The sequence below is a fragment of the Streptomyces sp. ISL-100 genome, assembly GCF_018614615.1.
Lineage (GTDB): Bacteria > Actinomycetota > Actinomycetes > Streptomycetales > Streptomycetaceae > Streptomyces.
This window is the reverse complement of sequence record NZ_JAGGOK010000010.1, coordinates 203,782-228,577: the sequence shown is the minus strand read 5'-3', so window position 1 is coordinate 228,577 and position 24,796 is coordinate 203,782. Positions and strand designations below refer to the sequence as shown.

General features: G+C 70.0%; 19 protein-coding genes and 1 tRNA gene. 18 read left to right on the top strand and 2 right to left on the bottom strand.

Annotation, left to right across the window (positions count from 1 at the left end):
* The first annotated feature begins 6 nt into the window (after window positions 1-6).
* From J7E89_RS06525 to J7E89_RS06500, 6 genes are all read left to right on the top strand, one after another.
* Window positions 7-636, top strand: coding sequence for a sigma-70 family RNA polymerase sigma factor (locus tag J7E89_RS06525; RefSeq protein WP_214969366.1), 630 nt, complete (start codon window positions 7-9; stop codon window positions 634-636).
* On the top strand, window positions 633-1,397 hold the full coding sequence (locus tag J7E89_RS06520) for an anti-sigma factor (RefSeq protein ID WP_214969364.1): 765 nt from the start codon (window positions 633-635) through the stop codon (window positions 1,395-1,397). The genes J7E89_RS06525 and J7E89_RS06520 overlap by 4 nt, the downstream gene beginning before the upstream one ends.
* A gap of 96 nt (window positions 1,398-1,493) precedes the next feature.
* Window positions 1,494-3,914, top strand: a complete 2,421-nt coding sequence (locus J7E89_RS06515; RefSeq protein WP_374196789.1) for a UvrD-helicase domain-containing protein — start codon at window positions 1,494-1,496, stop codon at window positions 3,912-3,914.
* A gap of 371 nt (window positions 3,915-4,285) precedes the next feature.
* Window positions 4,286-5,719 carry an NAD-dependent malic enzyme gene (locus J7E89_RS06510; protein WP_214969362.1) on the top strand — a complete coding sequence of 478 codons (1,434 nt, stop codon included), beginning with the start codon at window positions 4,286-4,288 and terminating at the stop codon, window positions 5,717-5,719.
* A gap of 336 nt (window positions 5,720-6,055) precedes the next feature.
* On the top strand, window positions 6,056-6,337 hold the full coding sequence (locus tag J7E89_RS06505) for an HU family DNA-binding protein (protein ID WP_028815325.1): 282 nt from the start codon (window positions 6,056-6,058) through the stop codon (window positions 6,335-6,337).
* 253 nt (window positions 6,338-6,590) lie between these two features.
* Window positions 6,591-6,752 carry a hypothetical protein gene (locus tag J7E89_RS06500; protein WP_214969360.1) on the top strand — a complete coding sequence of 54 codons (162 nt, stop codon included), beginning with the start codon at window positions 6,591-6,593 and terminating at the stop codon, window positions 6,750-6,752.
* A gap of 93 nt (window positions 6,753-6,845) precedes the next feature.
* Here J7E89_RS06500 and murA read toward each other — a convergent pair whose 3' ends face one another.
* Complete coding sequence (murA, locus tag J7E89_RS06495) at window positions 6,846-8,186, bottom strand: UDP-N-acetylglucosamine 1-carboxyvinyltransferase (RefSeq protein WP_214969358.1); 1,341 nt, start codon at window positions 8,184-8,186, stop codon at window positions 6,846-6,848.
* Window positions 8,187-8,439: 253 nt separating this feature from the next.
* Here murA and J7E89_RS06490 point away from each other — a divergent pair, with 253 nt between their 5' ends.
* The 10 genes from J7E89_RS06490 to J7E89_RS06445 all read left to right on the top strand — a co-directional run bounded on the left by J7E89_RS06490 (window position 8,440) and on the right by J7E89_RS06445 (window position 20,946).
* Entirely contained in the window at window positions 8,440-9,000 is a 561-nt protein-coding gene (locus tag J7E89_RS06490; RefSeq protein WP_214969503.1) for a YqgE/AlgH family protein, read from the top strand.
* Window positions 9,001-9,030: 30 nt separating this feature from the next.
* Window positions 9,031-9,342 carry a DUF3039 domain-containing protein gene (locus J7E89_RS06485; protein ID WP_214969355.1) on the top strand — a complete coding sequence of 104 codons (312 nt, stop codon included), beginning with the start codon at window positions 9,031-9,033 and terminating at the stop codon, window positions 9,340-9,342.
* 227 nt (window positions 9,343-9,569) lie between these two features.
* Window positions 9,570-10,895, top strand: coding sequence for an extracellular solute-binding protein (locus J7E89_RS06480; protein ID WP_214969353.1), 1,326 nt, complete (start codon window positions 9,570-9,572; stop codon window positions 10,893-10,895).
* Window positions 10,892-11,815: a carbohydrate ABC transporter permease gene (locus tag J7E89_RS06475; protein WP_214969351.1), complete on the top strand. Its 924-nt coding sequence runs from the start codon at window positions 10,892-10,894 to the stop codon at window positions 11,813-11,815. Before J7E89_RS06480 ends, J7E89_RS06475 begins: the two co-directional genes overlap by 4 nt.
* Window positions 11,812-12,645 carry a carbohydrate ABC transporter permease gene (locus J7E89_RS06470; protein ID WP_214969349.1) on the top strand — a complete coding sequence of 278 codons (834 nt, stop codon included), beginning with the start codon at window positions 11,812-11,814 and terminating at the stop codon, window positions 12,643-12,645. The genes J7E89_RS06475 and J7E89_RS06470 overlap by 4 nt, the downstream gene beginning before the upstream one ends.
* 4 nt (window positions 12,646-12,649) lie before the next feature.
* Window positions 12,650-14,323: a beta-N-acetylhexosaminidase gene (locus J7E89_RS06465; protein ID WP_214969347.1), complete on the top strand. Its 1,674-nt coding sequence runs from the start codon at window positions 12,650-12,652 to the stop codon at window positions 14,321-14,323.
* Between the two features lie 302 nt (window positions 14,324-14,625).
* A complete protein-coding gene (locus J7E89_RS06460; RefSeq protein WP_214969345.1) occupies window positions 14,626-15,525 on the top strand; it encodes a xanthine dehydrogenase family protein subunit M in 900 nt (299 codons plus the stop codon).
* Complete coding sequence (locus J7E89_RS41755; RefSeq protein WP_308315355.1) at window positions 15,522-17,264, top strand: 2Fe-2S iron-sulfur cluster-binding protein; 1,743 nt, start codon at window positions 15,522-15,524, stop codon at window positions 17,262-17,264. Before J7E89_RS06460 ends, J7E89_RS41755 begins: the two co-directional genes overlap by 4 nt.
* Entirely contained in the window at window positions 17,261-19,600 is a 2,340-nt protein-coding gene (locus tag J7E89_RS06450; RefSeq protein ID WP_214969343.1) for a xanthine dehydrogenase family protein molybdopterin-binding subunit, read from the top strand. The genes J7E89_RS41755 and J7E89_RS06450 overlap by 4 nt, the downstream gene beginning before the upstream one ends.
* Before the next feature lie 188 nt (window positions 19,601-19,788).
* Window positions 19,789-20,946 carry a lactonase family protein gene (locus J7E89_RS06445; RefSeq protein ID WP_214969340.1) on the top strand — a complete coding sequence of 386 codons (1,158 nt, stop codon included), beginning with the start codon at window positions 19,789-19,791 and terminating at the stop codon, window positions 20,944-20,946.
* A gap of 12 nt (window positions 20,947-20,958) precedes the next feature.
* Here J7E89_RS06445 and J7E89_RS06440 read toward each other — a convergent pair.
* Window positions 20,959-21,033 (bottom strand) — tRNA-Cys (locus J7E89_RS06440).
* Window positions 21,034-21,211: 178 nt separating this feature from the next.
* Here J7E89_RS06440 and J7E89_RS06435 point away from each other — a divergent pair.
* Both J7E89_RS06435 and J7E89_RS06430 read left to right on the top strand, forming a co-directional pair.
* On the top strand, window positions 21,212-22,672 hold the full coding sequence (locus J7E89_RS06435; RefSeq protein ID WP_214969338.1) for an MFS transporter: 1,461 nt from the start codon (window positions 21,212-21,214) through the stop codon (window positions 22,670-22,672).
* Between the two features lie 238 nt (window positions 22,673-22,910).
* Window positions 22,911-24,692, top strand: coding sequence for a DEAD/DEAH box helicase (locus J7E89_RS06430; RefSeq protein ID WP_214969336.1), 1,782 nt, complete (start codon window positions 22,911-22,913; stop codon window positions 24,690-24,692).
* Window positions 24,693-24,796 lie beyond the last annotated feature (104 nt).

Below are 24,796 nucleotides of genomic sequence, written 5' to 3'. Positions count from 1 at the left end.
GTAGTGATGGGGGAGGGAGCCACACAGGGTCTCGACCGGGAGGTTCGGGTGCGCGAGGATGCGGCCGTGGCCGATAGCCGTCAGCACAGGGCTCGACATCGCAGCGAGCGACCGCGCGCCGAAAAACCGACGCCGGACGAGGAGTTGATGCGCGCGCTCTACCGAGAGCACGCCGGACCACTGCTCGCCTATGTACTCCGCCTCGTCGCCGGCGACCGCCAGCGCGCCGAGGACGTCGTACAGGAGACGCTCATCCGTGCCTGGAAGAACGCCGGTCAGCTCAACCGGGCGACCGGTTCTGTACGCCCCTGGCTGGTGACGGTCGCAAGACGCATCGTCATCGACAACCACCGCAGTCGGCAGTCCCGGCCGCAGGAGGTCGATCCGTCGCCGCTGGAGGTCATGCCCGCGGAGGACGAGATCGACAAGGCGTTGTGGCTGATGACGCTCTCCGACGCGCTCGACGATTTGACTCCCGCTCACCGGGAAGCACTTGTCGAGACGTACTTCAGAGGGCGTACGGTCAATGAGGCGGCCGAAGTGCTCGGCATACCCAGCGGGACTGTCAGGTCCCGGGTCTTCTACGCACTGCGGTCCATGAAGCTCGCGCTGGAGGAACGAGGGGTGACGGCATGACGACGCACGACCGGCACTCCGAGCATGACGCCGTCGGCGCCTATGTGCTCGGCATCCTGGACGACGCGGATGCCACCGCCTTCGAGGCCCACCTGGCCTACTGCGAGTACTGCGCCGCGCAGCTGGACGACTTCGCGGGCATGGAGCCGCTGATGGCCGCGCTGGCCGAATCCCCGGGCCCGCCCCCGCGGCTGACCGAGCCGAGCCCGCAGCTGCTGAGCCGGCTCACCGACGAGGTCGCCGCAGGCCGCGCGCAGCGCCGCCGCCGCGGGTTCTACCTGGTCGCGGCAGCGGCGGTACTGGTGGTCGGCGGCCCCACGATCGCCGTCGTGGCTGGTCTGACGGCAGGCAACGACGACAAGGGCGGCAACATCGCGGGAGAGCCGCACCCCACCAGCCCCGCCGAGGATGCCTTCTTCAACCACATGGAGGAGAAGATCGTCGCGACCGACGCGAGCACGAAGGTCAGCGCGACGGTCGGCATGGAGAAGAAGGCCTGGGGCACCCACACCGTCCTGGAGCTCAAGAACGTCAAGGGCCCGCTGAAGTGCAGCCTGATCGCCGTCTCGAAGGACGGCCAGGAAGAGACAGTGACGAGCTGGGCCGTCCCGAAATGGGGATACGGCATCGCGGACAGCACGCACGAGATGGCGAAGAACCCGCTGTACGTCCACGGCGGGGCGGCGATGAACCGTAACGAAATCGACCACTTCGAGGTCCGGACCTTCGACGGAAAGCGCCTCGTCGAGGTAGAAGCCTGACAGATCGGCATAATTCTCCGCTTCTGACAGGTGCGGTCGCGGCCCCCCGTCGCGTACGGTTGACGGCTGCCCGCAGCACGTCAGAAGGGGGCCTCGGTGGCCGCGCAGGATGCCGCTGTCGATTCCGTGAATTCCGTTGCCGACTCCTCCTCGCAGGAGTCGGCACGGACCCGCGAAATCGGTGTGGAACAGGATCATCTGGATCAGGTGTACCGCCGTCTGGAGGAGAAGATCCACGAGGCGGAATTCCTCATGAACGACGCCGCCAAGCGCGGCCAGGTCGGTACTCCCGGCGCGCTCGCCGAACGCGACGCGCAGGTTTTCCGCGCCGGCATTCACCTCAACCGGCTCAACAACGAATTCGAGGACTTCCTCTTCGGACGCATCGACCTGCTCCGGGGCAAGGACGGCGAGAAGGGCCCGGACGGCGCGTTCACCTCGGTGGACCCGGCCGACGACGCGGTACGCCCCGACCTCACCGCGGACATCGCGGAGACGCTGCACATCGGGCGTATCGGCGTACTCGACTCCGACTACAGCCCGCTGGTCATCGACTGGCGCGCGCCGGCGGCCGCGCCGTTCTACCGCTCCACGCCCAAGGAGCCGGGACGGGTCGTACGCCGCCGGGTCATCCGCTCCAAGGGCCGCAAGGTCCTCGGCGTCGAGGACGACCTGATGCGCCCGGAGCTGACCGCGACCCTGGGCGGCGAGCCGTTGCCCGTCATCGGCGACGGCGCGCTCATGGCGGCGCTCGGGCAGGCCCGAAGCCACACCATGCGCGACATCGTGTCGTCGATCCAGGCCGAGCAGGACCTGGTCATCCGCGCCCCCGCCGCCTCCGTCACGGAGGTCTCCGGCGGCCCGGGCACCGGCAAGACCGCCGTGGCCCTGCACCGCGCCGCGTACCTGCTCTACCAGAACCGGCGGAAGTACGCGGGCGGCATCCTCATCGTGTCCCCGACGCCGCTGCTCGTCGCGTACACCGAGGGTGTGCTGCCCTCGCTCGGCGAGGAGGGCCAGGTCGCGATCCGCGCGGTGGGCTCGCTGGTCGACGGCGCGGAGGCATCGACGTACGACGAACCGAACATCTCCCGCATCAAGGGCTCCTCGCGCATGCTCAAGGTGCTGCGCAACGCCGCGCGCGGCGCCCTGGACGCGCCGCCCGCCCCGGCGGCCCCCGTCGAGGACGGCCAGCTGTCCTTCGGGGACGAGGAGCCGCAGGAGGCCCAGACCCCCACCCGCCTGCGCGTAGTCGCCTTCGGCCAGCGCGTGGAGCTGAACGCCGACGACCTGAACCGCATCCGCCACAACGTCCTCAGCGGCACAGCCCCCGTCAACCTCCTGCGCCCCCGCGCCCGCAAGCTGCTCCTGGACGCCCTGTGGTCGAAGTCCAGCGGCCGGGGCAGATACACCGACCAGGAGCTGATCGCGGAGCTGCGCTCCGGCTTCGACGAGGACATCTCGACGGAGACCGAGTTCATCGAGTTCCTGGACGCCTGGTGGCCCGAGCTCACGCCGCGCCGGGTGCTCGCCGCCATGGCCGACGACAGGCGCCTCGGCCGCTGGGCCCGCCGCGTACTGAACCCGCGCGAGACCCGTCAGCTGGCCCGCTCCCTGCGCCGCCTGGACGCCGAGGGCAACGGTCCGCTGTCCGTGCACGACGTGGCGCTCCTGGACGAGCTCCAGACGCTGCTCGGTACGCCGGCCCGCCCCAAGCGCAAGCGCGAGTACGACCCGCTGGACCAGCTCAGCGGCCTGGAAGAGCTCATGCCGCAGCGCGAGGAGACGCAGTGGGAGCGGGCCGAGCGGCTCGCGCAGGAGCGCACCGAGTACGCGCACGTCATCGTCGACGAGGCGCAGGACCTCACGCCCATGCAGTGGCGGATGGTCGGCCGCCGGGGCAAGCACGCGACCTGGACGATCGTCGGTGACGCGGCGCAGTCCTCGTGGACCGACCCCGACGAGGCGGCCGCGGCCCGCGACGAGGCCCTCGGCGGCCGCCCGCGACGCCGCTTCACGCTGACCGTGAACTACCGCAACCCGGCGGAGATCGCCGCTCTCGCCGCCAAGGTGCTGGAGCGGGCCATGCCCGGCATGGAGTCGCCCGCCGCCGTTCGCTCCACGGGCGTGGAGCCGCGTTTTGTGACGACGAACCATGAGCACGGCGGTGTCGTACGCGGCAATGATCTCGCCCGGACCACCCGTGAGGAGGCGCAGCGCCTCCTGGACCGTGTGGACGGCACGATTGGCGTAGTGGTCGCGATGAACCGTCGCGCGCAGGCACGCAAGTGGCTCGCGCCGCTGGGCGAGCGCGTGGTGGCGCTCGGCAGCCTGGAGGCGAAGGGGCTGGAGTACGACGCGACGGTCGTCGTATCGCCGGCCGAGATCGCGGAGGAGTCCCCGGCGGGCCTGCGGGTCCTGTACGTGGCGCTGACGCGCGCGACGCAGCAGCTCACGGTCGTCTCGGGGGAGCGCGACAAGCCGCGTGCGGACGGGGTTCCGGCGCTGTTGTACTAAATCCGGGTCAACCTGCCATCGGGGATTCACTTCCCGGGGTGGTTTGTTAGCCTGGGGGTGGCACCGGCTCGATCCAAGCCCCCGGGCCCAACCTTCGTCGCTTCGAGCGACCACTTGCCGCGAGGCGAGCATGGCGGGTCGGTGCCACCTGGCTTTAGTACGTACATACAAAGAAGAGGTCCGCGGAACCCTCGGGTGCCGCGGATCTCTTTTGTTCCACCAGCACTTCTCGTATGGTGGAAAACACTTTCCGAAAACAAAATGACCGCATTACCTGCTACCCACAGGTAGGTGCGACCATCGGAAGGCGTCGCCGGGCAACAGCCACGGCCGCGCAGCAATGAAGCTAGGGAAAGCAGAGGAAGTCGGCCATGGCAACGGCGCCCAGCGTCTCGTACTCGATGACGGTCCGGCTGGAGGTCCCCGCGAGCGGGACCGCGGTCAGCCAGCTCACCACGGCCGTCGAGTCCCACGGCGGGTCGGTGACCGGCCTCGACGTGACCGCCTCCGGCCACGAGAAGCTGCGGATCGACGTCACGATCGCGGCGAGCTCGACCGCGCACGCCGACGAAATCGTCGAGGGCCTGCGTGGCATCGAGGGCGTGACCCTGGGCAAGGTCTCCGACCGTACCTTCCTGATGCACCTCGGCGGCAAGATCGAGATGGCGTCCAAACACCCCATCCGCAACCGTGACGATCTCTCGATGATCTACACGCCGGGTGTCGCCCGCGTGTGCATGGCGATCGCCGAGAACCCCGAGGACGCGCGCCGCCTCACCATCAAGCGCAACTCCGTCGCCGTGGTCACGGACGGCTCCGCGGTGCTCGGCCTGGGCAACATCGGCCCGATGGCCGCGCTGCCGGTCATGGAGGGCAAGGCGGCCCTCTTCAAGCGCTTCGCCGGCATCGACGCGTGGCCGATCTGCCTGGACACGCAGGACAGCGACGCCATTGTCGAGATCGTCAAGGCCATCGCCCCCGGCTTCGCGGGCATCAACCTCGAAGACATCTCCGCGCCCCGCTGCTTCGAGATCGAGGCGCGCCTGCGCGAGGCCCTCGACATCCCCGTCTTCCACGACGACCAGCACGGCACGGCCATTGTGGTGCTCGCCTCACTGACCAACGCGCTGCGCGTGGTCGGCAAGTCGATCGGTGACGTACGGGTCGTCATGTCCGGCGCCGGTGCGGCCGGTACGGCCATCCTCAAGCTCCTGATCGCGGCGGGCATGAAGCACGCGGTCGTCGCCGACATCCACGGCGTGGTGCACGCGGGCCGCGAGGACCTCGTCGACGCCGCACCCGAGTCCCCGCTGCGCTGGATCGCCGACAACACCAACCCTGAAGGTGTCACGGGCACCCTCAAAGAGGCCGTGGTCGACGCGGACGTCTTCATCGGCGTCTCGGCCCCGAACGTGCTCAACGGCGACGACGTCGCGGCGATGGCGGACGGTGCGATCGTCTTCGCGCTCGCGAACCCGGACCCCGAGGTCGAGCCCGCAATCGCCCGTCAGACGGCGGCTGTTGTGGCCACGGGCCGCTCCGACTTCCCGAACCAGATCAACAACGTGCTGGTCTTCCCCGGCGTCTTCCGCGGCCTCCTGGACGCCCAGTCCCGGACCGTCAACACGGAGATGATGCTGGCCGCCGCGGCCGCCCTCGCGGACGTCGTCACCGAGGACGAGCTCAACGCGAACTACATCATCCCGTCGGTCTTCAACGACAGGGTGGCGGGCGCGGTCGCGGGAGCCGTCCGTACGGCCGCGAAGGCCGCGGGATCCGCTGTGACGGGTTCCACGTCCGCCTGATCTTTCCCGGCTGCCCACCCGGCGCGTCGCGGGTCGCAGGGCCTCACGGCCCCCTCTAGGGTGGCGGGCAATGAGCCCGCGGGGCCCTGCAGAGTCCTGCAGGACCCTGCGGTCCGCTTCCGGCAGCGGACGGAGCGTCACCAAGTCGAGCCTGTGGCGCTTTTCGTGTGACTCCGGAGGGTGCCGGATTGGCTTTCCCGCCGCTGGTGGGGGCAGGATGCGTATTTGGGCGCGAGGGTCTGACGACAGACCCGGGTCCGGGGACTGTCCGAGGGCCCTGGCAGCATCGGCTTCGATCTCACGCCTTACAGGCAAGAAGAACACGGGAGTACAAACATGAACCGCAGTGAGCTGGTGGCCGCCCTGGCCGACCGCGCCGACGTGACCCGCAAGGACGCCGACGCCGTGCTGGCCGCTCTCGCCGAGACCGTCGGCGAGATTGTCGCCAAGGGCGACGAGAAGGTCACCATCCCCGGCTTCCTGACCTTCGAGCGCACCCACCGTGCCGCTCGCACCGCTCGTAACCCGCAGACCGGCGACCCGATCCAGATCCCGGCCGGCTACAGCGTGAAGGTCTCCGCGGGCTCCAAGCTCAAGGAAGCCGCCAAGGGCAAGTAACACCCAAGGCAGACCCGAAGGGGGCGGTCATCCGGAATACGCCGGGTGGCCGCCCCCTTCGGCGTGCCTGAGGGGTCGGTGGAGGCCGCGCGAAGGCGACTGGCCCCCAAGGGGGGCCGGGCGAGGCGCCGTACCCCCGCAGAAGCCCGCTCACGGCCTCCAGCGGCTGAAGCATTCTCAAACACAAAAGGTTTACGTCCCTGGAAACTGGTAAGGCGCGCGTTCGCCCGACTCAGCGACCCAGGAGTAACACGTGCGCGTATCGACCCAGGCCCGACCGAGCCGCTCCCTGCTCGTGGTGGGCGCCGTACTCCTGACCGCGACGCTCGCCGCCAGCATGGGATCGGCACCGGCCTCGTCCGACGACGGCGGCCAGGCGTCGAAGAGCTCCTCGGTATCCGCCGAACGGGACTGAGCCGGGCGTACGAGCACAGCGCGTACGAGCACAGCGAAAAGGGGCGGCCACCCGGTAATCCGGACGGCCGCCCCTTCGGCGTAGGTCAAACGATCACACGAGCGCGCCGCCCGGCAGCTCGACCTTCGCACCGAGCTCGACGAGCTTCTCCATGAAGTTCTCGTAGCCGCGGTTGATCAGGTCGATGCCGTGGACCCGGGACGTGCCCTGCGCCGCGAGCGCCGCGATCAGGTACGAGAAGCCGCCGCGCAGGTCGGGGATCACCAGATCCGCCCCCTGGAGCTTCGTCGGGCCGCTGACCACCGCCGAGTGCAGGAAGTTGCGCTGGCCGAAGCGGCAGTCGGAGCCGCCCAGGCACTCGCGGTAGAGCTGGATGTGCGCGCCCATCTGGTTCAGCGCGGAGGTGAAGCCCAGGCGCGACTCGTACACCGTCTCGTGGACGATGGACAGGCCGGACGCCTGCGTCAGGGCGACGACCAGCGGCTGCTGCCAGTCGGTCTGGAAGCCGGGGTGTACGTCGGTCTCCAGGGCGATCGCGTTGAGCGGGCCGCCCGGGTGCCAGAAGCGGATGCCCTCGTCGTCGATTTCGAAGGCGCCGCCGACCCGGCGGAACGTGTTCAGGAACGTCATCATCGAGCGCTGCTGCGCGCCGCGCACGTAGATGTTGCCCTCGGTGGCGAGCGCCGCGGACGCCCAGGAGGCCGCCTCCAGGCGGTCCGGGAGAGCGCGGTGGTTGTAGCCGCCGAGCGAGTCGACACCGGTGATCCGGATGGTCCGGTCGGTGTCCATGGAGATGATCGCGCCCATTTTCTGCAGTACGCAGATGAGGTCCTCGATCTCCGGCTCCACGGCGGCGTTGGAGAGCTCCGTCACGCCTTCCGCCAGTACGGCCGTCAGCAGCACCTGCTCCGTCGAGCCGACCGACGGGTACGGCAGCCGGATCTTGCAGCCGCGCAGTCGTTGCGGGGCCTCCAGGTACTGGCCGTCGTCCCGCTTCTCGATCGTCGCGCCGAACTGCCGCAGCACCTCGAAGTGGAAGTCGATCGGCCGGCCGCCGATGTCGCAGCCGCCCAGGCCCGGGATGAAGGCGTGGCCGAGCCGGTGCAGCAGCGGGCCGCAGAACAGGATCGGGATGCGCGAGGAGCCCGCGTGGGCGTCGATGTCGGCGACGTTTGCCGACTCGACGTGGGACGGGTCGAGGATCAGCTCACCCGGTTCCTCCCCGGGGCGGACCGTCACGCCGTGCAGCTGGAGCAGTCCGCGTACGACGCGCACGTCACGGATGTCGGGCACGTTGCGCAGTCGGCTCGGACCGCTGCCGAGCAACGCGGCGACCATCGCCTTCGGCACCAGGTTCTTCGCGCCGCGGACGCGGATCTCGCCCTCGAGCGGGGTGCCGCCGTGGACGAGCAGTACATCTTCAGTGCCGGTCATGGATCTCGCGTTCCGGAGTGGTCGGACAGGTGGCCAGAGAAAAGAGTAAGGGGCGACTACCCCTGTGCCATAAGGCCAAGCGGGGTTCACGTATGTCATGAATCAGACACAACACGCTCCGCACAGCGGCCTCTGCGGAGTGTGACGTTCCGGCGGTGCGCGCTCCCGTTGCTCCGGTGCGCCCTGAGCTGCGCAGCCTCACAGACTGCCGTCCGCTCCCCCCGGAGGGCGAATGTGCGGGATCATGTCTGCCATGACGGAGGTGTCCTCGCTCACAGGACGGCTGCTGGTGGCCAGCCCGGCCCTGGCGGACCCGAATTTCGACCGTGCGGTGGTGCTCCTCATCGATCACGACGAGGAGGGCTCGCTCGGCGTGGTCCTCAACCGGCCGACGCCGGTCGGAGTCCGGGACATCCTGCTGCCCTGGGCCGGCCTCGCGGGTGAGCCGGACGTCGTCTTCCAGGGCGGCCCCGTCTCGCTCGACTCGGCTCTCGGGGTCGCGGTGATCCCCGGCGACGAGGGCCCGCTCGGCTGGCGGCGGGTGTACGGCGCGATCGGCCTGGTCGACCTGGAGGCCCCGCCGGAGCTCCTCGCGGCGGCGCTCGGCTCCCTGCGGATCTTCGCCGGGTACTCGGGGTGGGGCCCCGGCCAGCTGGAGGAGGAACTGAAGAGCGGCGCCTGGTACGTCGTCGAGTCGGAGCCGGGCGACGTGTCGTCACCGGAGCCGGAGAGCCTGTGGCGGGCCGTACTGCGCAGGCAGCGCAGCAGACTCGCGATGATCGCGACGTACCCGGACGATCCGAGCCTGAACTGAACGGGCCCGGGGTGGGTACCCTTGGACGCCATGAGCACTCTTGAGCCCGAGCCCGAGCGCGGGGCAGGTACGGGGACCCTCGTCGAGCCGACGCCGCAGACCTCGCACGGCGACGGAGACCACGAGCGGTACGCCCATTACGTCCAGAAGGACAAGATCATGGCGAGCGCCCTCGACGGTACGCCCGTCGTCGCGCTCTGCGGCAAGGTCTGGGTTCCGGGCCGCGACCCGAAGAAGTACCCGGTCTGTCCGATGTGCAAGGAGATCTTCGAGTCTCTGGGCGCAGGCGGCGACAAGGACAAGGGCGGCAAGGGCGGCAAGGACAGCAGCGGCAAGAAGTAGGCAGTAGCCAGTAGGTACGGGGACGGCCCCCGCGGTGCGCATCGGCGCACCGCGGGGGCCGTTCGCGTTGCACGGGATGCTCCGGCTGGTCACAAGGTGGTGGAGAGCCGGCGCAGAGTGGTTCAGACCTCTTGTCGGCTCGTGGCGGGCGATCTAGATTCCTGCCTGTTGTGCAGCGCGAAACCGACGTTGCGTATGTTGCAACGCCGACTCAACAGGAGTCCCGGATGAAGCTCTCTGCCCGAATTGCCGTGCCGACGGCCGCTCTTGTACTGGCCGGCCTCACCGCCACCGCCTGCGCCCCGCAGACCTCCGACAACAGCGCGAAGAAGGACGAGAAGAGCGGCACGCTGCGCGTCTGGCTCTTCCAGGAGGTCAGCAACGAGCCCAAGCGGAAGGTCGTCGACCGCGCCGTCGACGCCTTCCGCGCGCGGCACAAGGGCGCGGCGGCCGACGTCGACGTCGAGATCGAGTACATACCGGTCGAGACCCGCGCCCAGAAGATCAAGGCCGCCTTCAACGACCCGAAGAGCGCCCCTGATCTGATCGAGTACGGAAACACTGACACCGCCGGTTACGTCAAGGACGGCGGACTCGCCGATGTGAGTGAGGAGTTCGGATCCTGGGCCGACGCCAAGGACACCGACCCCACGGCCAGGCAGTCAGTGACGGTCGACGGCAAGGTGTACGGTGCCCCGCTCTTCGTCGGCGTACGGGCGCTGTACTACCGCACCGACGTCTTCAAGGACTTGGGGCTCAAGCCGCCCAAGTCGCAGGCCGAACTGATCACCACCGCAAAGAAGATCCGCGAGGCGAAGCCCGCCCTGTACGGGCTCGCGGTCGGCGGCGCGTACACGTACGGCGCGATGCCCTTCATCTGGGCCCACGGCGGCGAACTCGCCGAGAAGGGCGGCGGAAGCGATGGAACGTACACCTCCGCCATCGACAGCCCGGCTGCCCAGAAAGGCATCAAGGCGTACACCTCGCTCTTCGGCTCCGACAACTGCCCGGCCGCCAAGTGCGCCGAGATGGGCGGCAACGACACCGTCACCGCCTTCGCGTCCGGCAAGGCGGGCATGGCGATCGGCGGCGACTTCAGCCATGCGGCAGTCGAGGCGGGCAAGGTGAAGGGCAAGTACGCGGTGGTGCCGCTGCCCGGCGTGAAGGCGGGCGAGATCGCTCCGGCTTTCGCGGGCGGCAACAACATCGGCGTACTGAAGAGCAGTTCGCACCGCACGCTCGCCGTCGACCTGATGAAGGAGCTGGCGGGGAAGAAGACGCAGGCGGAGCTCTTCGACGCGATGGGGTTCCTGCCGACGTACACCGATGTGCGGGAGGTGGCGGCGAAGAAGGAGCCGTTCGTCGAGCCTTTCATCAAGACGCTCGCGGCGGGCGCGAAGGCGGCTCCGGCATCGCCGGGCTGGGCGCAGATCGACTCCTCCCTCGTACTGCCGACGATGTTCCAGGAGGTCGTCAGCGGCCGTAAGGACGTGGCGGCGGCCTCCGGCGACGCGGCGAAGAAGATGAACGACGCGTTCGGCGCGGCAGGTTGAGGGCGTCGGGTGCGTCGGGTGCGCCGGGTGCGAGCCTGCGGCGAGGTCCCGGCTGGACGCCGTGGCTGTACCTCGCGCCCGCCCTCGTCGTACTCGGCGGACTGCTCGTCTATCCGATCTACCAGCTCGGCCTGATCTCCTTCCTGGAGTACACGCAGGCGCAGGTCAGTGGCGGCGAGCCGACCACCTTCAAGGGGCTGGGGAACTACGCCACGCTCTTCGGCGACCCGCAGTTCTGGCAGGTGCTCCTGGCGACCGTCGTCTTCGCGGCGGCCTGCGTCATCGCCACCCTGTCGCTCGGCTGCGCGCTGGCCGTGCTGCTGACGCGCGTACGGTCCGTGCCGCGGCTCGCGCTGATGATGGCGGCGCTCGGCGCGTGGGCGACTCCGGCGATCACCGGGTCCACCGTCTGGGTGTTTCTCTTCGACACGGACTTCGGGCCGGTCAACCGGGTGCTGGGGCTGGGCGACCACTCGTGGACGTACGGGCGCTACAGCGCCTTCGCACTCGTACTCCTCGAAGTGGTGTGGTGCTCGTTCCCGTTCGTGATGGTGACGGTCTACGCGGGCATCAGAGCGATCCCGGGGGAGGTGCTGGAGGCGGCGTCCCTCGACGGGGCTTCGCAGTGGCGGATCTGGCGGTCGGTGATGGCGCCGATGCTGCGGCCGATCCTGGTGGTCGTCACGATCCAGTCGATCATCTGGGACTTCAAGGTCTTCACCCAGATTTACGTCATGACCAACGGCGGCGGCATCGCCGGCCAGAACCTCGTCCTCAACGTCTACGCCTACCAGAAGGCCTTCGCGTCCTCGCAGTACAGCCTGGGCGCGGCGATCGGCGTCGTGATGCTGGTGATTCTGCTCGCGGTCACGCTCGTGTACTTGCGGCTGCTGCGACGTCAGGGAGCTGAAGAAATATGACTCTTGTACGCCGCCCCTGGCGCCTGGCCGCAGAGGCGTCGGCGCTGCTGATCGCCGCGGCCGTGGCCTTCCCGCTGTACTGGATGGTGCTTTCCGCCTTCAAACCGGCGGGCGAGATCCAGTCGACGGAGGCCAGACCGTGGACCCTTTCGCCGTCGCTCGACTCCTTCCGGCGCGTCTTCGAGCAGCAGGAATTCGGCCGCTATTTCCTCAACAGCCTGCTGGTCGCGTCCGTCGTGGTGATCGCCTCCGCCCTGATCGCCTTTCTGGCGGCGACAGCGGTCACCCGCTTCCGGTTCAAGTTCCGCACGACGCTGCTGATCATGTTCCTGGTCGCCCAGATGGTGCCGATCGAGGCGCTGACGATCCCTCTGTTCTTCCTCATGAGGGACTTCGGACAGCTCAATACCCTCGGCTCACTGATCCTGCCGCACATCGCCTTCTCGCTGCCGTTCGCGGTGTGGATGCTGCGCGGCTTTGTCAAGGCGGTTCCCGAGGCGTTGGAAGAGGCGGCGTACATCGACGGCGCGAGCCGCTCCCGCTTTCTGTGGCAGATCCTTTTTCCGCTCGTCTTCCCGGGGCTGGTCGCGACGAGCGTCTTCTCCTTCATCTCGACGTGGAACGACTTCCTCTTCGCCAAGTCCTTCATCATCAGCGACACCTCACAGTCGACACTCCCCATGGCATTGCTGGTTTTCTTCAAGCCGGAGGAAAACGATTGGGGAGGGATCATGGCAGCCTCGACGGTGATGACTGTCCCGGTGCTGGTTTTCTTCGTACTCGTACAGCGACGCCTGGTCTCCGGACTGGGCGGAGCGGTTAAGGACTGACGCCATGCTCGATCTGGTACCGGCTCCCGGAGCCGCCGCCTGGGCGCCCCCCGCCCAGGGCCACTACCCCCTCGGCCGCGACACCGCCCTGTTCGCCCGCCCCGGTACCGAGGGTGTGGCCCGCTGGCTGCGCGCCACGGTCGGCGCCGCCACCGGGCTGCCGCTGCCGGACGGCACCGACAGCGACAACGAACGCGACAGCGGCAGCAACCGCATCGAGCTGCGCATCGACCCCGAGATCGAGCAGGACCTCGGCCCCGAGGGCTACCGCCTGGTTGTCGACGGCTACCTCGTCCTCATCGAGGGCGGCAGCGCGGCGGGCGTCTTCTGGGGCGCGCAGACCCTGCGTCAGCTGCTCGGCCCGGACGCCTTCCGGCGGGCGCCCGTCGACCCCGCGCGGGAGTGGTCCGTACCGATGGTGGCCATCGAGGACAAGCCGCGCTTCGCCTGGCGCGGCCTGATGCTCGACGTGTCACGCCACTTCATGCCCAAGGACGGCGTACTGCGCTACCTGGACCTCATCGCCGCGCACAAGCTCAACGTCTTCCACTTCCACCTCACCGACGACCAGGGCTGGCGCATCGAGATCAAGCGCCACCCGAAACTGACGGAGACCGGCGCGTGGCGGGCGCGCACCAAATGGGGCCACCGGTCGTCGGACCTGTGGACCGAGGCACCGCACGGCGGCTACTACACGCAGGACGACATCCGCGAGATCGTCGCGTACGCAGCCGAGCGGCATATCACCGTCGTCCCGGAGATCGATATCCCGGGCCACTCGCAGGCCGCGATCGCCGCGTATCCGGAGCTGGGCAATACAGACGTCATCGATACGACCGCCCTTTCCGTCTGGGACACCTGGGGCATCAGCACGAACGTACTCGCCCCCACTGACAACACCCTCCGCTTCTTCGAGGGCGTCTTCGAGGAAGTCCTCGCACTCTTCCCCTCCACCTTCATCCACGTGGGCGGCGACGAGGCACTGAAGATCCAGTGGAAGGAATCCCCGACGGCGCAGGCGCGTATCAAGGAACTCGGCCTGGCCGGCGAGGAAGAACTCCAGTCGTGGTTCATCGGCCACTTCGACACGTGGCTCACGGCCCGCGGACGCCGCCTCATCGGCTGGGACGAGATCCTCCAGGGCGGCCTCGCGCCGGGAGCGGCGGTCTCGTCCTGGCGCGGATACGCGGGCGGAATCGCCGCGGCCAAAGCCGGCCACGACGTCGTCATGTGCCCCCAGCAGGAGGTGTACTTGGACCACCGCCAGGACGGCGGCCCGGGCGAGCCGATGCCCATCGGGTACGTCCGCACGCTGGAGGACGTCTACCGCTTCGAGCCCGTACCGGCGGAGCTGACACCCGAGGAGGCGCGGCACGTCATCGGCACCCAGGCCAACGTCTGGACCGAGGTGATGGAGAACCAGAGCCGCGTCGACTACCAGACGTTCCCCCGCCTGGCGGCGTTCGCCGAGGTCGCGTGGGCGGACCTGCCGGCACCTGCCGAACGCGACTTCGCCGGTTTTGAGGCCCGGATGACAGCGCACTACCGGCGGCTTGATGCTCTGGGGGTCGACTACCGGCCACCGGGCGGTCCGTTGCCCTGGCACAAGCGCCCGTCGCCCGACGTAAATCCGGCCACGCTCGGACGCCCGATCGAGGGGTCGCCCCCAAACGTGTGAGCCGTGAGGGAAGGAGCGTGCCGCACTGTGCCGGGCCTGGGAGCGTGGAGGGACCCCGGCTCGGCATACGGCTCGGCATAAGTCGTAAGTCACCCAAGAGGCGCTGAAGAGTGTCAATTCGCACTCACCACCGATGAGGTGCGAAAGCGGACCAATGCCCTGGCCAGGGACGAGGGGCCCCTAGTGGACCCTCGCGTCGGCCGGTTCGCAAGATGTGCCAGAGTTGCCTCGTCCGGACTGTGAGCACGTACCGTACGGCGCAGCAGACGGGACAGCCGGGACACCGGGAAGGGGCAGCTGGGTTGACCACGCACGCACCGCAGGCGGCGCAGTCCGTGACGCTCCCGGCCTCGCTCGACGAGGCCGTGGCGGCACTCACCGCCATGCCTGCCGCCGTGCCCGTCGCGGGCGGTACGGACCTGATGGCATCCGTGAACTCCGGGCAACTGCGGCCCGCCGCACTGGTCGGGCTGGGCCGGATCAGTGAGATCAGGGGCTGGCAGTACCAGGACGGAAACGCGCTGCTCGGCGCCGGTCTCACGCACGCCCGGATGGGACGGCCCGACTTCGCGGCCCTCATCCCGGCGCTGGCCGCGGCCGCGCGCGCCGCGGGCCCGCCCCAGATCCGTAACGCCGGGACGCTCGGCGGCAACATCGTCACCGCCGCGCCCACCGGCGACACCCTGCCCGTACTGGCTGCGATGGAAGCGACGCTGGTGATCGCGGGACCGGGCGGCGTACGCCGCGAGACGCCCGTCTCCCACCTCCTCGCCGGCCGCGACATGCTGGGCGCCGGCGAGCTGATCGGCTTCGTCCGCGTACCTCTGCTGCACGCCCCCCAGGTCTTCTTCAAAGCCACTGGACGCACCGGCCCCGGCCGCGCGACCGCGTCCGTCGCACTCGTCCTCGACCCGGCGCGGCGCGACGTGCGGTGCGCGGTGGGCGCCATCGCGCCGATGCCCCTGCGGCCCCTGGAGGCGGAGCGCTGGATCGCCTCGCTGATCGAGTGGGACGCGGACCGCAAGCTGGCGCCCGACGCGTGCGCTGCGTTCGGCGAGTACGTCGCCGCCGCCTGCATCCCGGACCCGGCTCCGGCGCCGGACGGGGCGGAACCCCCCGCGCCGCTGCCGCCCGCCGTACTGCACCTGCGGCGTACGGTCGCCGCGCTGGCCCGACGAGCGCTGGGGAGGGCACTGTCGTGAGCGAGAACGAGAACCCCGGTACGAACCCCGAGACGCCGGGAGCGCCGTACCCCGGCGGCTGGCAGCCGATCCCGCAGGGCGGTGAGTACGACGCGGAGGCCACGGCGTTCGTTCAGCTGCCCGAGGGCATGACGGACTTCGGCGGATACGGCGATTACGGCGACCCACTGGCCGCGCCCGGCCACGACTACGTACCGCCGCAGATCGCTCCGCACGTAACCCCGCAGATCCCGCAGACGCCGTCGAGCGCGGCCGCGACCGACCCCGGCGCGACCGGCACCTGGACCATGCCGGCTTCGGCGCCGGGCGAGATGCGGTGGCCGGAACCGGAGAGCCCGCAGGCGCCCGCCCCGGCGCACGACCCGGGTGCGACGGGCCAGTGGAGCTTCGAATCGGCCCCGGAGCCGACGCCGCCGGTCGCGTCCGAGCTCACGGGCCAGTGGACGATCCCGGTGGCGGACGGGGACCTCCCGGACGAATCCGGCGAGTTCACGACCTCCGCCCTGGCGTCCCATTGGGCCAACACCCACCCCCCGGCGACCCTGCCGGGCGGCGCGGCGGCCCCCTGGGCAAACACGGCCGAGGCAAGCCCGACACTGCCGGGCGGCGCCTCCGCCCCATGGGCGCCCCAGCCGCCACAGACGCCCCACCCCGCGAACCTGGACCCGACACAGACCTCCGACCCCGAGCGGACGCAGACGCCCCACCCCGAGCGGACGCCGTCCCCGCACCTGACGCACGACTTCGAGCCGCACCCCCCGCAGCCCATCGCCCCCGAGCCGAAGCAGCCGGCACCGCAGGACGCGACCGACGCCGCCTCGCAGTCCACGGTGGCGGGAGGGGACGTGCCGGGGCGCTCCCCGCAGGGCGTTGAACGCAACGAGCCCGAAGAAATCGCAGTACCCGAACGTTCGACGCCCGAGGAGACGCCACGGGGCGGGACCGACCCGGACGCCTCGGGCACTGGGCCCGGCGACGGCACCGAGCCCGCCCCCGGCACCAGCCCCGAGCCCGGCGCCCTGGGCAGCGCCCCCGACGTTCAGGGCACCGATTCCGACGCCCCCGGCACCGGTCACGATGCTCTGGGCGCCGATCCCGACGCCGTCGCCGGCGCCCCGGAAACCCCGGAAGACGCCCACAGCGAGCACCCCCATGCCTCCTACGTCCTCCGGGTGAACGGCGCCGACCGCCCCGTCACAGGCGCCTGGATCGGCGAGTCCCTCCTTTACGTCCTGCGAGAGCGCCTCGGCCTGGCCGGCGCCAAGGACGGCTGTTCCCAGGGAGAGTGCGGCGCCTGCGCCGTCCAGGTCGACGGCCGGCTGGTCGCTTCCTGCCTCGTGCCCGCAGCCACCACCGCCGGCAGCGAGGTCCGTACGGTAGAAGGCCTGGCCACCGACGGCGAGCCGTCCGACGTGCAGCGCGCTCTCGCCAACTGCGGCGCGGTCCAGTGCGGTTTCTGCGTACCCGGCATGGCGATGACCGTCCACGATCTGCTCGAAGGCAACCACGCCCCGAGCGACCTGGAGACCCGCCAGGCCCTCTGCGGCAACCTCTGCCGCTGCTCCGGCTACCGGGGCGTACTCGAAGCGGTACGCGAGGTCGTCGCCGAGCGTGAAGCGACCGCCGCGTCCGAAGAGGCCCGCATCCCGCACCAGGCACCCCCCGGCGCCGGCAGCGTCCAGCAGCCCCACCAGCACGAGCACCCGCACGAGCACCCGCACGACGGAGGCATGGCGTGAGCAACGACGCGGCCACCGCGACCAGCACCACGGCGGTCGACGGCACCCAGCCCGAGCACCGCCCCGAGGCGCCCACTCAGGGCCTCGGCGCGTCCCTCGCCCCGGCCGACGCGCGCGCGAAGACGGAGGGCACGTTCCCGTACGCGTCGGACCTGTGGGCGGAGGGCCTGCTGTGGGCCGCCGTACTGCGCTCGCCGCACGCCCACGCCCGTATCGTCTCGGTCGACACGTCGGCTGCGTCGGACATGCCGGGTGTACGGGCCGTAGTGACCCACCAGGACGTGCCGGGCGACCCCGCGCACGGCCGCAGCGTCGCCGACCGCCCCGTTTTCGCCTCCGACCTGGTCCGCCACCACGGCGAGGCCATCGCCGCCGTGGCCGCAGACCACCCGGACACGGCTCGTCTGGCCGCCGCAGCCATCGCGGTCGAATACGAGATCCTCGAACCGGTCACCGACCCCGAGCAGGCCTTCGCGGCCGAGCCGCTGCACCCCGACGGCAACCTGATCCGCCACATCCCGCTGAGCTACGGCGACCCCGAGGTCACGGGCGAGGTGATCGTCGAGGGCCTGTACCGCATCGGCCGCCAGGACCCGGCGCCCATCGGCGCGGAGGCCGGCCTCGCCGTCCCGCGCCCGGACGGTGGCGTGGAGATCTACACGGCGTCGACGGATCCCCATACGGACCGTGACCGCGCGGCGGCTTGCTTCGGGCTGGAGCAAGAGCGCGTGAAGGTTGTGGTGACCGGTGTTCCGGGCGCGACGGGCGACCGCGAGGACGGCAGCTTCCAGATCCCGTTGGGGCTGCTTGCTTTGAAGACCGGCTGCCCGGTCAAGCTGGCAGCCACGCGTGAGGAGTCCTTCCTCGGCCACGCTCATCGGCACCCGACTCTGCTGCGCTACCGCCACCACGCGGACGCGGAGGGCCGCCTGGTGAAGGTGGAGGCGCAGATTCTTCTGGATGCGGGTGCGTACGCCGACGCCTCGTCGGAATCGCTGGCGGCGGCGGTGGCTTTCGCGTGCGGTCCGTACGTCGTGCCGCACGCCTTTATTGAGGGTTGGGCCGTCCGTACCAATAACCCGCCGTCGGGACACGTGCGTGGCGAAGGCGCCCTGCAGGTGTGCGCGGCGTACGAGGGCCAGATGGACAAGCTCGCGGCGAAGGTCGGACTCGACCCGGCGGAACTGCGGCTGCGCAATGTGCTGGCGACGGGTGATCTGCTGCCTACGGGGCAGACGGTGACGTGCCCGGCTCCCGTGGCGGAGCTTTTGCGCTCCGTACGCGACTTCCCGCTTCCCGCGCTGCCCAAGGACACCCCCCAGGACGAGTGGCTGCTGCCGGGCGGCCCGGAGGGTGCGGGCGAGCCGAGCGCGGTGCGTCGGGGAGTCGGATACGCGGTCGGCATGGTGCACATGCTGGGCGCGGAGGGCACGGACGAGGTCTCGACGGCCACGGTGAAGGTCCAGGGCGGGGTCGCTACGGTGATCTGTGCGGCGGTCGAGACGGGCGGCGGGTTTTCGACGCTGGCGCGCCAGATCGTCCAGGAGGTCCTGGGTGTCGAAGAGGTGCATGTCGCGTCGGTGGACACGGACCAGCCTCCAGCGGGCCCCGCGACGCACGGCCGCCACACGTGGGTGTCGGGCGGCGCGGTGGAGCGGGCGGCGAAGATGGTGCGTACGCAGCTGCTGCAGCCGCTGGCGCACAAGTTCGGGATGTCGACCGAACTGCTGCAGATCGCGGACGGGAAGATCACGTCGTACGACGGAGTCCTGTCGACGACGGTGACGGAGGCGATGGAGGGCAAGGAGCTCTGGGCCACGGCGCAGTGCCGGCCGCATCCGACGGAGCCGCTCGACGAGGCTGGGCAGGGCGACGCGTTTGTGGGCCTGGCGTTCTGCGCGATCCGCGCGATCGTGGACGTCGATATTGAGCTGGGCTCGATTCGCGTGGTGGAGATGGCGGTGGCGCAGGATGTGGGCCGCGTCCTGAACCCGGCGCAGCTGGCGACCCGCATCGAAGCGGGGGTCACGCAGGGCGTGGGCGCGGCGCTGACGGAGAACCTGCGTACGCCGCGAGGCCTGATCCGCCATCCGGATCTCACGCACTACGCCCTGCCGACGGCGCTGGACGCGCCGGACATCCGGATCGTGAAGCTGGTGGAGGAGCGGGACGTGGTGGCCCCGTTCGGCGCGAAGCCGGTCAGCGCGGTGCCGGTGGTGACGTCCCCGGCGGCGATCGCCTCGGCGGTGCGGGCGGCTACGGGACGCCCGGTGAACCGGCTGCCGATCAGACCGCAGGCGGCGGTGGCGGTGGCGGTTGCGGGGGCTGGGGGGTAAACCACGGATCGTTTCTGGGGGTTTCGGGTCGTCCCGAGCGCTCCAGGGTCGGTGGGCCGGGGCGGCGCGGGGGTGAGCTCTCAGGCGCATTGGGAGTAAGTCCGCGCGGCCCCTTGTCCCGTGTGCTCGTCCGGGCGAGTATGCGACGCAGTGCCGACGCTCGAACTCTCGGATGCGTGAGGGGTCTCATGAGTGATGCGACGCGTGGCGTGAGCCGACGAGGGTTCGGGCTGCTCGCCGGTGCCGGGGTCGCCATCGCGCTCACCAGGGGTGACGCGCAAGCCACCGCACCCGCACTGCGCCGCGCCTACCTCGGTACGTACACCGCCCAGCCCGGCGGCGGCACGGGCATCGGGCTCGCCTCGTACCGGCCGCGCAGCGGGCAGTTGACCTCCACCGGGGTGCTCGCCGGCGTGCAGAATCCTTCCTTCCTCGCGCTCTCGCCCGACCGTCGGACCCTGTACGCCGTCGACGAGCGCGCCGAGGGTGCGGTTACCGCCGTGCGAGTCGGGGCCGGGACGCCCGAGGTGCTGGGGCCTGCTCGTGGCACGGGTGGCGCTGATCCCTGCCACTTGTCCGTGCACCCCGACGGGCGGTTCCTGCTGGCCGCCAACTACACCGGCGGGAGCGTGTCCGTACACCCAGTAGGGCGTGGGGGCATGATCGGGGAGGTTGTCGACGTCATACGGCACACGGGGTCCGGGCCCGACCCCGAGCGGCAGGAGGGGCCGCATCCGCACATGGTCGTCACCGATCCCGGCGGGCGGTACGTCGTCGCCGTCGACCTGGGTACGGACACCGTCCACACCTATCGGCCCGACCCGCGCAGCGGGAAGCTCCGGGAACATCAACGCGCCGCGATGAAGCCCGGAGCCGGGCCTCGGCACCTTGCCTTCCATCCCTCCGGGCGGCACGCGTACGTCGTCAATGAGCTGGACAGCTCGGTGGTCGTGTGCGGTTACGAGCGGAACAGTGGCGTCCTGACCCCCGGTACCGTCCAGTCCACTTTGGCGCCCGGCACCGAACTCGGCGAGCGCAACTACCCGGCGGGGGTGCTTGTTTCGCCGGACGGGCGGTTCGTGTACGTCTCCAACCGGGGGCACGACAGCATCGCCGTCTTTGGCGTTGAGTGCGGGGGCGCGGCGCTGCGGCGTGTGTCTGTGGTGCCGTCGGGCGGCTCGTACCCCCGGCACATCGCTCTCGATCCGTCCGGCACGCTGCTGTTCGCCGCCAACCAGAAGTCGGGCACGGTTGTGGTTTTCCGCGTGGACCGGGGGACGGGGCGGCTCTCGTCGGCGGGGGCGGCGCTTCGGGCGCCGGTTCCGGTGTGCGTACTGCCCGTCTAGTGCTTCCGCGATTGGAGGCCGTGATCGGAATTGAACCGACGTCGCTTGCTTTGCAGGCAAGTCCCTGAGCCACTCGGGTACACGGCCGTGTGGTGATGTCACGACCGTAGGGCGGTGGCGTCCGCGCCATCAAGGGATCGGGCCGGGACGCAATGCGACTGCCATGTCGCGTTCATGGGCCGGCCTCGGGCGTACGACCAAAGGCCGACGGCAGGACCTCCTTAGGACAGGGCCCATTGGGCGCTACGCCCCTTACTCTTGGCGAATGACCGCCCTGGAGCCGCGCGACGCCGAGGTCGCGCCCGAAGCCGGGATACCCGGCGTACCCGCAGATCACAGCGGCGTTCTTGGCAAGACCCATCGCGCGCTCAGCATTGGCATCATCGCCGTCGTCCTGCTCATCGCGTTCGAAGCGACCGCCGTCGGTACGGCCATGCCCGTCGCCGCGCGGGAGCTGCGGGGTGTTTCGCTGTACGCCTTCGCCTTCTCCTCGTACTTCACCACCAGCCTCTACGCCATGGTCCTGTCCGGGCAGTGGGCCGACAGGCGCGGTCCTCTCGCGCCGCTCGCCGCCGGCATCAGCGCGTTCGGGGCTGGGCTGCTGCTCTCCGGCACGGCGGATGCGATGTGGTTGTTCATCGTCGGGCGGGCCGTCCAGGGGCTCGGTGGCGGGCTCGTGATCGTCGCGCTGTACGTCGTCGTCAGCCGGGCGTATCCGGCTCGGTTGCAGCCGGCGATCCTGGCCGCGTTCGCCGCGAGTTGGGTCGTGCCGTCCGTCGTGGGGCCGCTCGTGTCCGGGACCGTTACGGAGCATCTTGGGTGGCGCTGGGTCTTTGTCGGTATCCCGGTGCTGGTTGTTTTTCCGCTTGCTCTTGCTCTGCCCGCCATACGCCGCATGGCGGGCGGGCCGGCCGACGCCGGTGCCCCCGTGCCGGCCTTCGACCGCCGCCGGATCCGGCTCGCGCTCGGCATCTCGCTGGGGGCGGGGCTGCTTCAGTACGCCGGACAGGAGCTGCGGTGGCTGTCGCTGGTTCCGGCGGTGGTGGGGGGTGCGTTGCTAGTGCCGGCCGTGCTGGGGCTGCTGCCGCGCGGGACCTATGTGGCGGCGCGCGGACTGCCTTCTGTGGTGCTGCTGCGGGGGATCGCTGCCGGGTCGTTCATCGCGGCTGAGTCGTTCGTACCGCTCATGCTGGTGACGCAGCGCGGGCTGTCGCCGACCATGGCCGGGCTCTCGCTCGCGGTCGGCGGTGCGACGTGGGCGCTCGGGTCGTACGTACAGTCGCGGCCGCGCGTGGAGCCGTACCGGGAGCGGATGGTTTCCGGGGGCATGGTGCTGGTCGCGGCTGCCATCGCTACCGCGCCCAGCGTGCTCATCGCTGGTGTCCCGGTGTGGGTGGTCGCGGTCGCGTGGGGTGTCGGCTGCTTCGGCATGGGCACGGTCATCGCCTCGACGAGTGTGCTGCTGCTCAAGCTGTCGCCGCCGAACGAGGCGGGTGCCAACTCTGCCGCCCTTCAGATCTCGGACGGGCTGTCCAACGTCATGCTGCTGGCCATCGGCGGTGCGGTCTTCGCGGCGCTGGGCGGCGGCGCGGTCGGCCACGCTGTGACCACGGGCGCCTCCGCCTCCCATCCGGCGGCCTTCGCGGCGGTGTTCCTGCCGATGGCGGGCGTGGCTCTGGTGGGGGCCTGGGTGGCGACCCGGCTGCGGACGCGGGAGGGCGCGTAACCCGTTCGTCGACGGCAACAAGCGGGCCGCCTGGCCGGCGGCAGCCGTCTTGAATGGGACCGATACGGGCGATGTCGACCCGGCCGCCGTCGCGGAAGGACTGCGTGCGCTCGTGTGAGGTGGGTCCCACCAAGGGGCGACCCGGCGGCGTTCATACGTGGGGCGGGGTGGGGCGCCGGTAGGGTGGCCCGGTTGTCGTACGACCCCCTGTGACCCCGAGAGCCTCGAACCGGAGACCGTGACTACTACCGCCTCCCACCACCTCTCACCCGCCTTCCCCGGCCGCGCCCCCTGGGGCACCGCCAACAAGCTGCGTGCCTGGCAGCAGGGGGCGCTGGAGAAGTACATCCAGGACCAGCCGCGCGACTTCCTCGCGGTCGCGACGCCCGGCGCCGGCAAGACGACCTTCGCGCTGACGCTCGCCTCGTGGCTGCTGCACCACCACGTCGTGCAGCAGATCACGGTCGTGGCGCCGACCGAGCACCTCAAGAAGCAGTGGGCGGAGGCCGCGGCCCGGATAGGCATCAAGCTCGACCCGGACTACAGCGCCGGGCCGCTCAGCAAGGAGTACCACGGGGTCGCCGTCACCTATGCCGGTGTCGGCGTACGCCCGATGCTTCATCGGAATCGGTGTGAGCAGCGCAAGACGCTGGTCATTCTCGATGAGATTCACCATGCCGGTGACTCGAAGTCCTGGGGCGAGGCCTGCCAGGAGGCGTTCGACCCGGCGACCCGGCGGCTGGCCCTGACCGGTACGCCCTTCCGGTCCGACACCAATCCCATCCCTTTTGTCGCGTATGAGGAAGGGAATGACGGGATCCGGCGGTCTTCCGCCGACTACACGTACGGGTATGGGAATGCCCTTGCCGATGGTGTCGTGCGGCCCGTCATCTTTCTGTCCTACAGCGGCAACATGCGCTGGCGCACCAAGGCCGGTGACGAGATCGCCGCCCGGCTCGGCGAGCCGATGACCCGGGATGCGATCGGGCAGGCCTGGCGGACCGCGCTCGCGCCGACGGGGGAGTGGATCCCGAATGTGCTGGCGGCCGCCGACACGCGGCTGACCGAGGTGCGGAAGGGGATTCCGGACGCCGGTGGGCTTGTGATCGCTTCCGACCAGGACAGCGCGCGCGAGTACGCCAAGATCTTGAAGAAGATCACCGGGGACCGGCCGACTGTTGTTCTCTCCGATGAGAAGGCCGCCTCGAAGAAGATTGACCAGTTCAGCGCAGATGAATCGCGGTGGATGGTCGCTGTGCGGATGGTGTCGGAAGGTGTCGACGTACCGCGGCTCGCTGTCGGGGTGTACGCCACGACCATCTCGACCCCGCTTTTCTTCGCCCAGGCCGTCGGGCGATTCGTGCGATCGCGGAGGCGGGGAGAGACCGCTTCGGTGTTCGTTCCTACGATTCCGATGCTTCTTGAGTTCGCCAATGAGATGGAGGTTGAGCGGGACCACGTCCTCGACAAGCCCAAGAAGGGTGGAGAGGACGAGAACCCGTTCAGCGAGGAGGACAAGCTCCTCGCCGACGCCGAGAAGCTGGAGGACGAGGAGACCGAGGAGCAGCTGCCCTTCGAGGCTCTTGAGTCCGACGCGGTTTTCGACCGGGTGCTCTACGACGGCGCCGAGTTCGGCATGCAGGCCCACCCGGGGAGCGAGGAGGAGCAGGACTACCTCGGCATTCCCGGGCTGCTGGAGCCCGACCAGGTACAGCTTCTGCTCCAGAAGCGGCAGACCCGGCAGATCGCGCACAGTCGGCAGAAGCCGGCGGCGGAGGCGGACCTGCTGGAGAAGCCCGCCGAATCACGGCCCGTCGTCACGCACAAGCAGCTGCTGGAACTGCGGAAGTCGCTGAACACCATGGTCGGCGCGTACGTCCACCAGACCGGAAAGCCGCACGGCGTGATCCACACCGAGCTGCGGCGCGTCTGCGGCGGGCCGCCCAGCGCGGAGGCCACGGCCGGGCAGCTCCAGGAACGGATCAAGAAGGTTCAGGAGTGGGCCACCCGGATGCGATGACGTCTGAATGAGGTGGGGAGCGGGGTCTGGAGGATTGTCTCCGGGCCCCGCTCGGCTGTTGGTGTCCGTAGCTCCAATCCCGGGCCGGCGCGGAATTGGTCCCG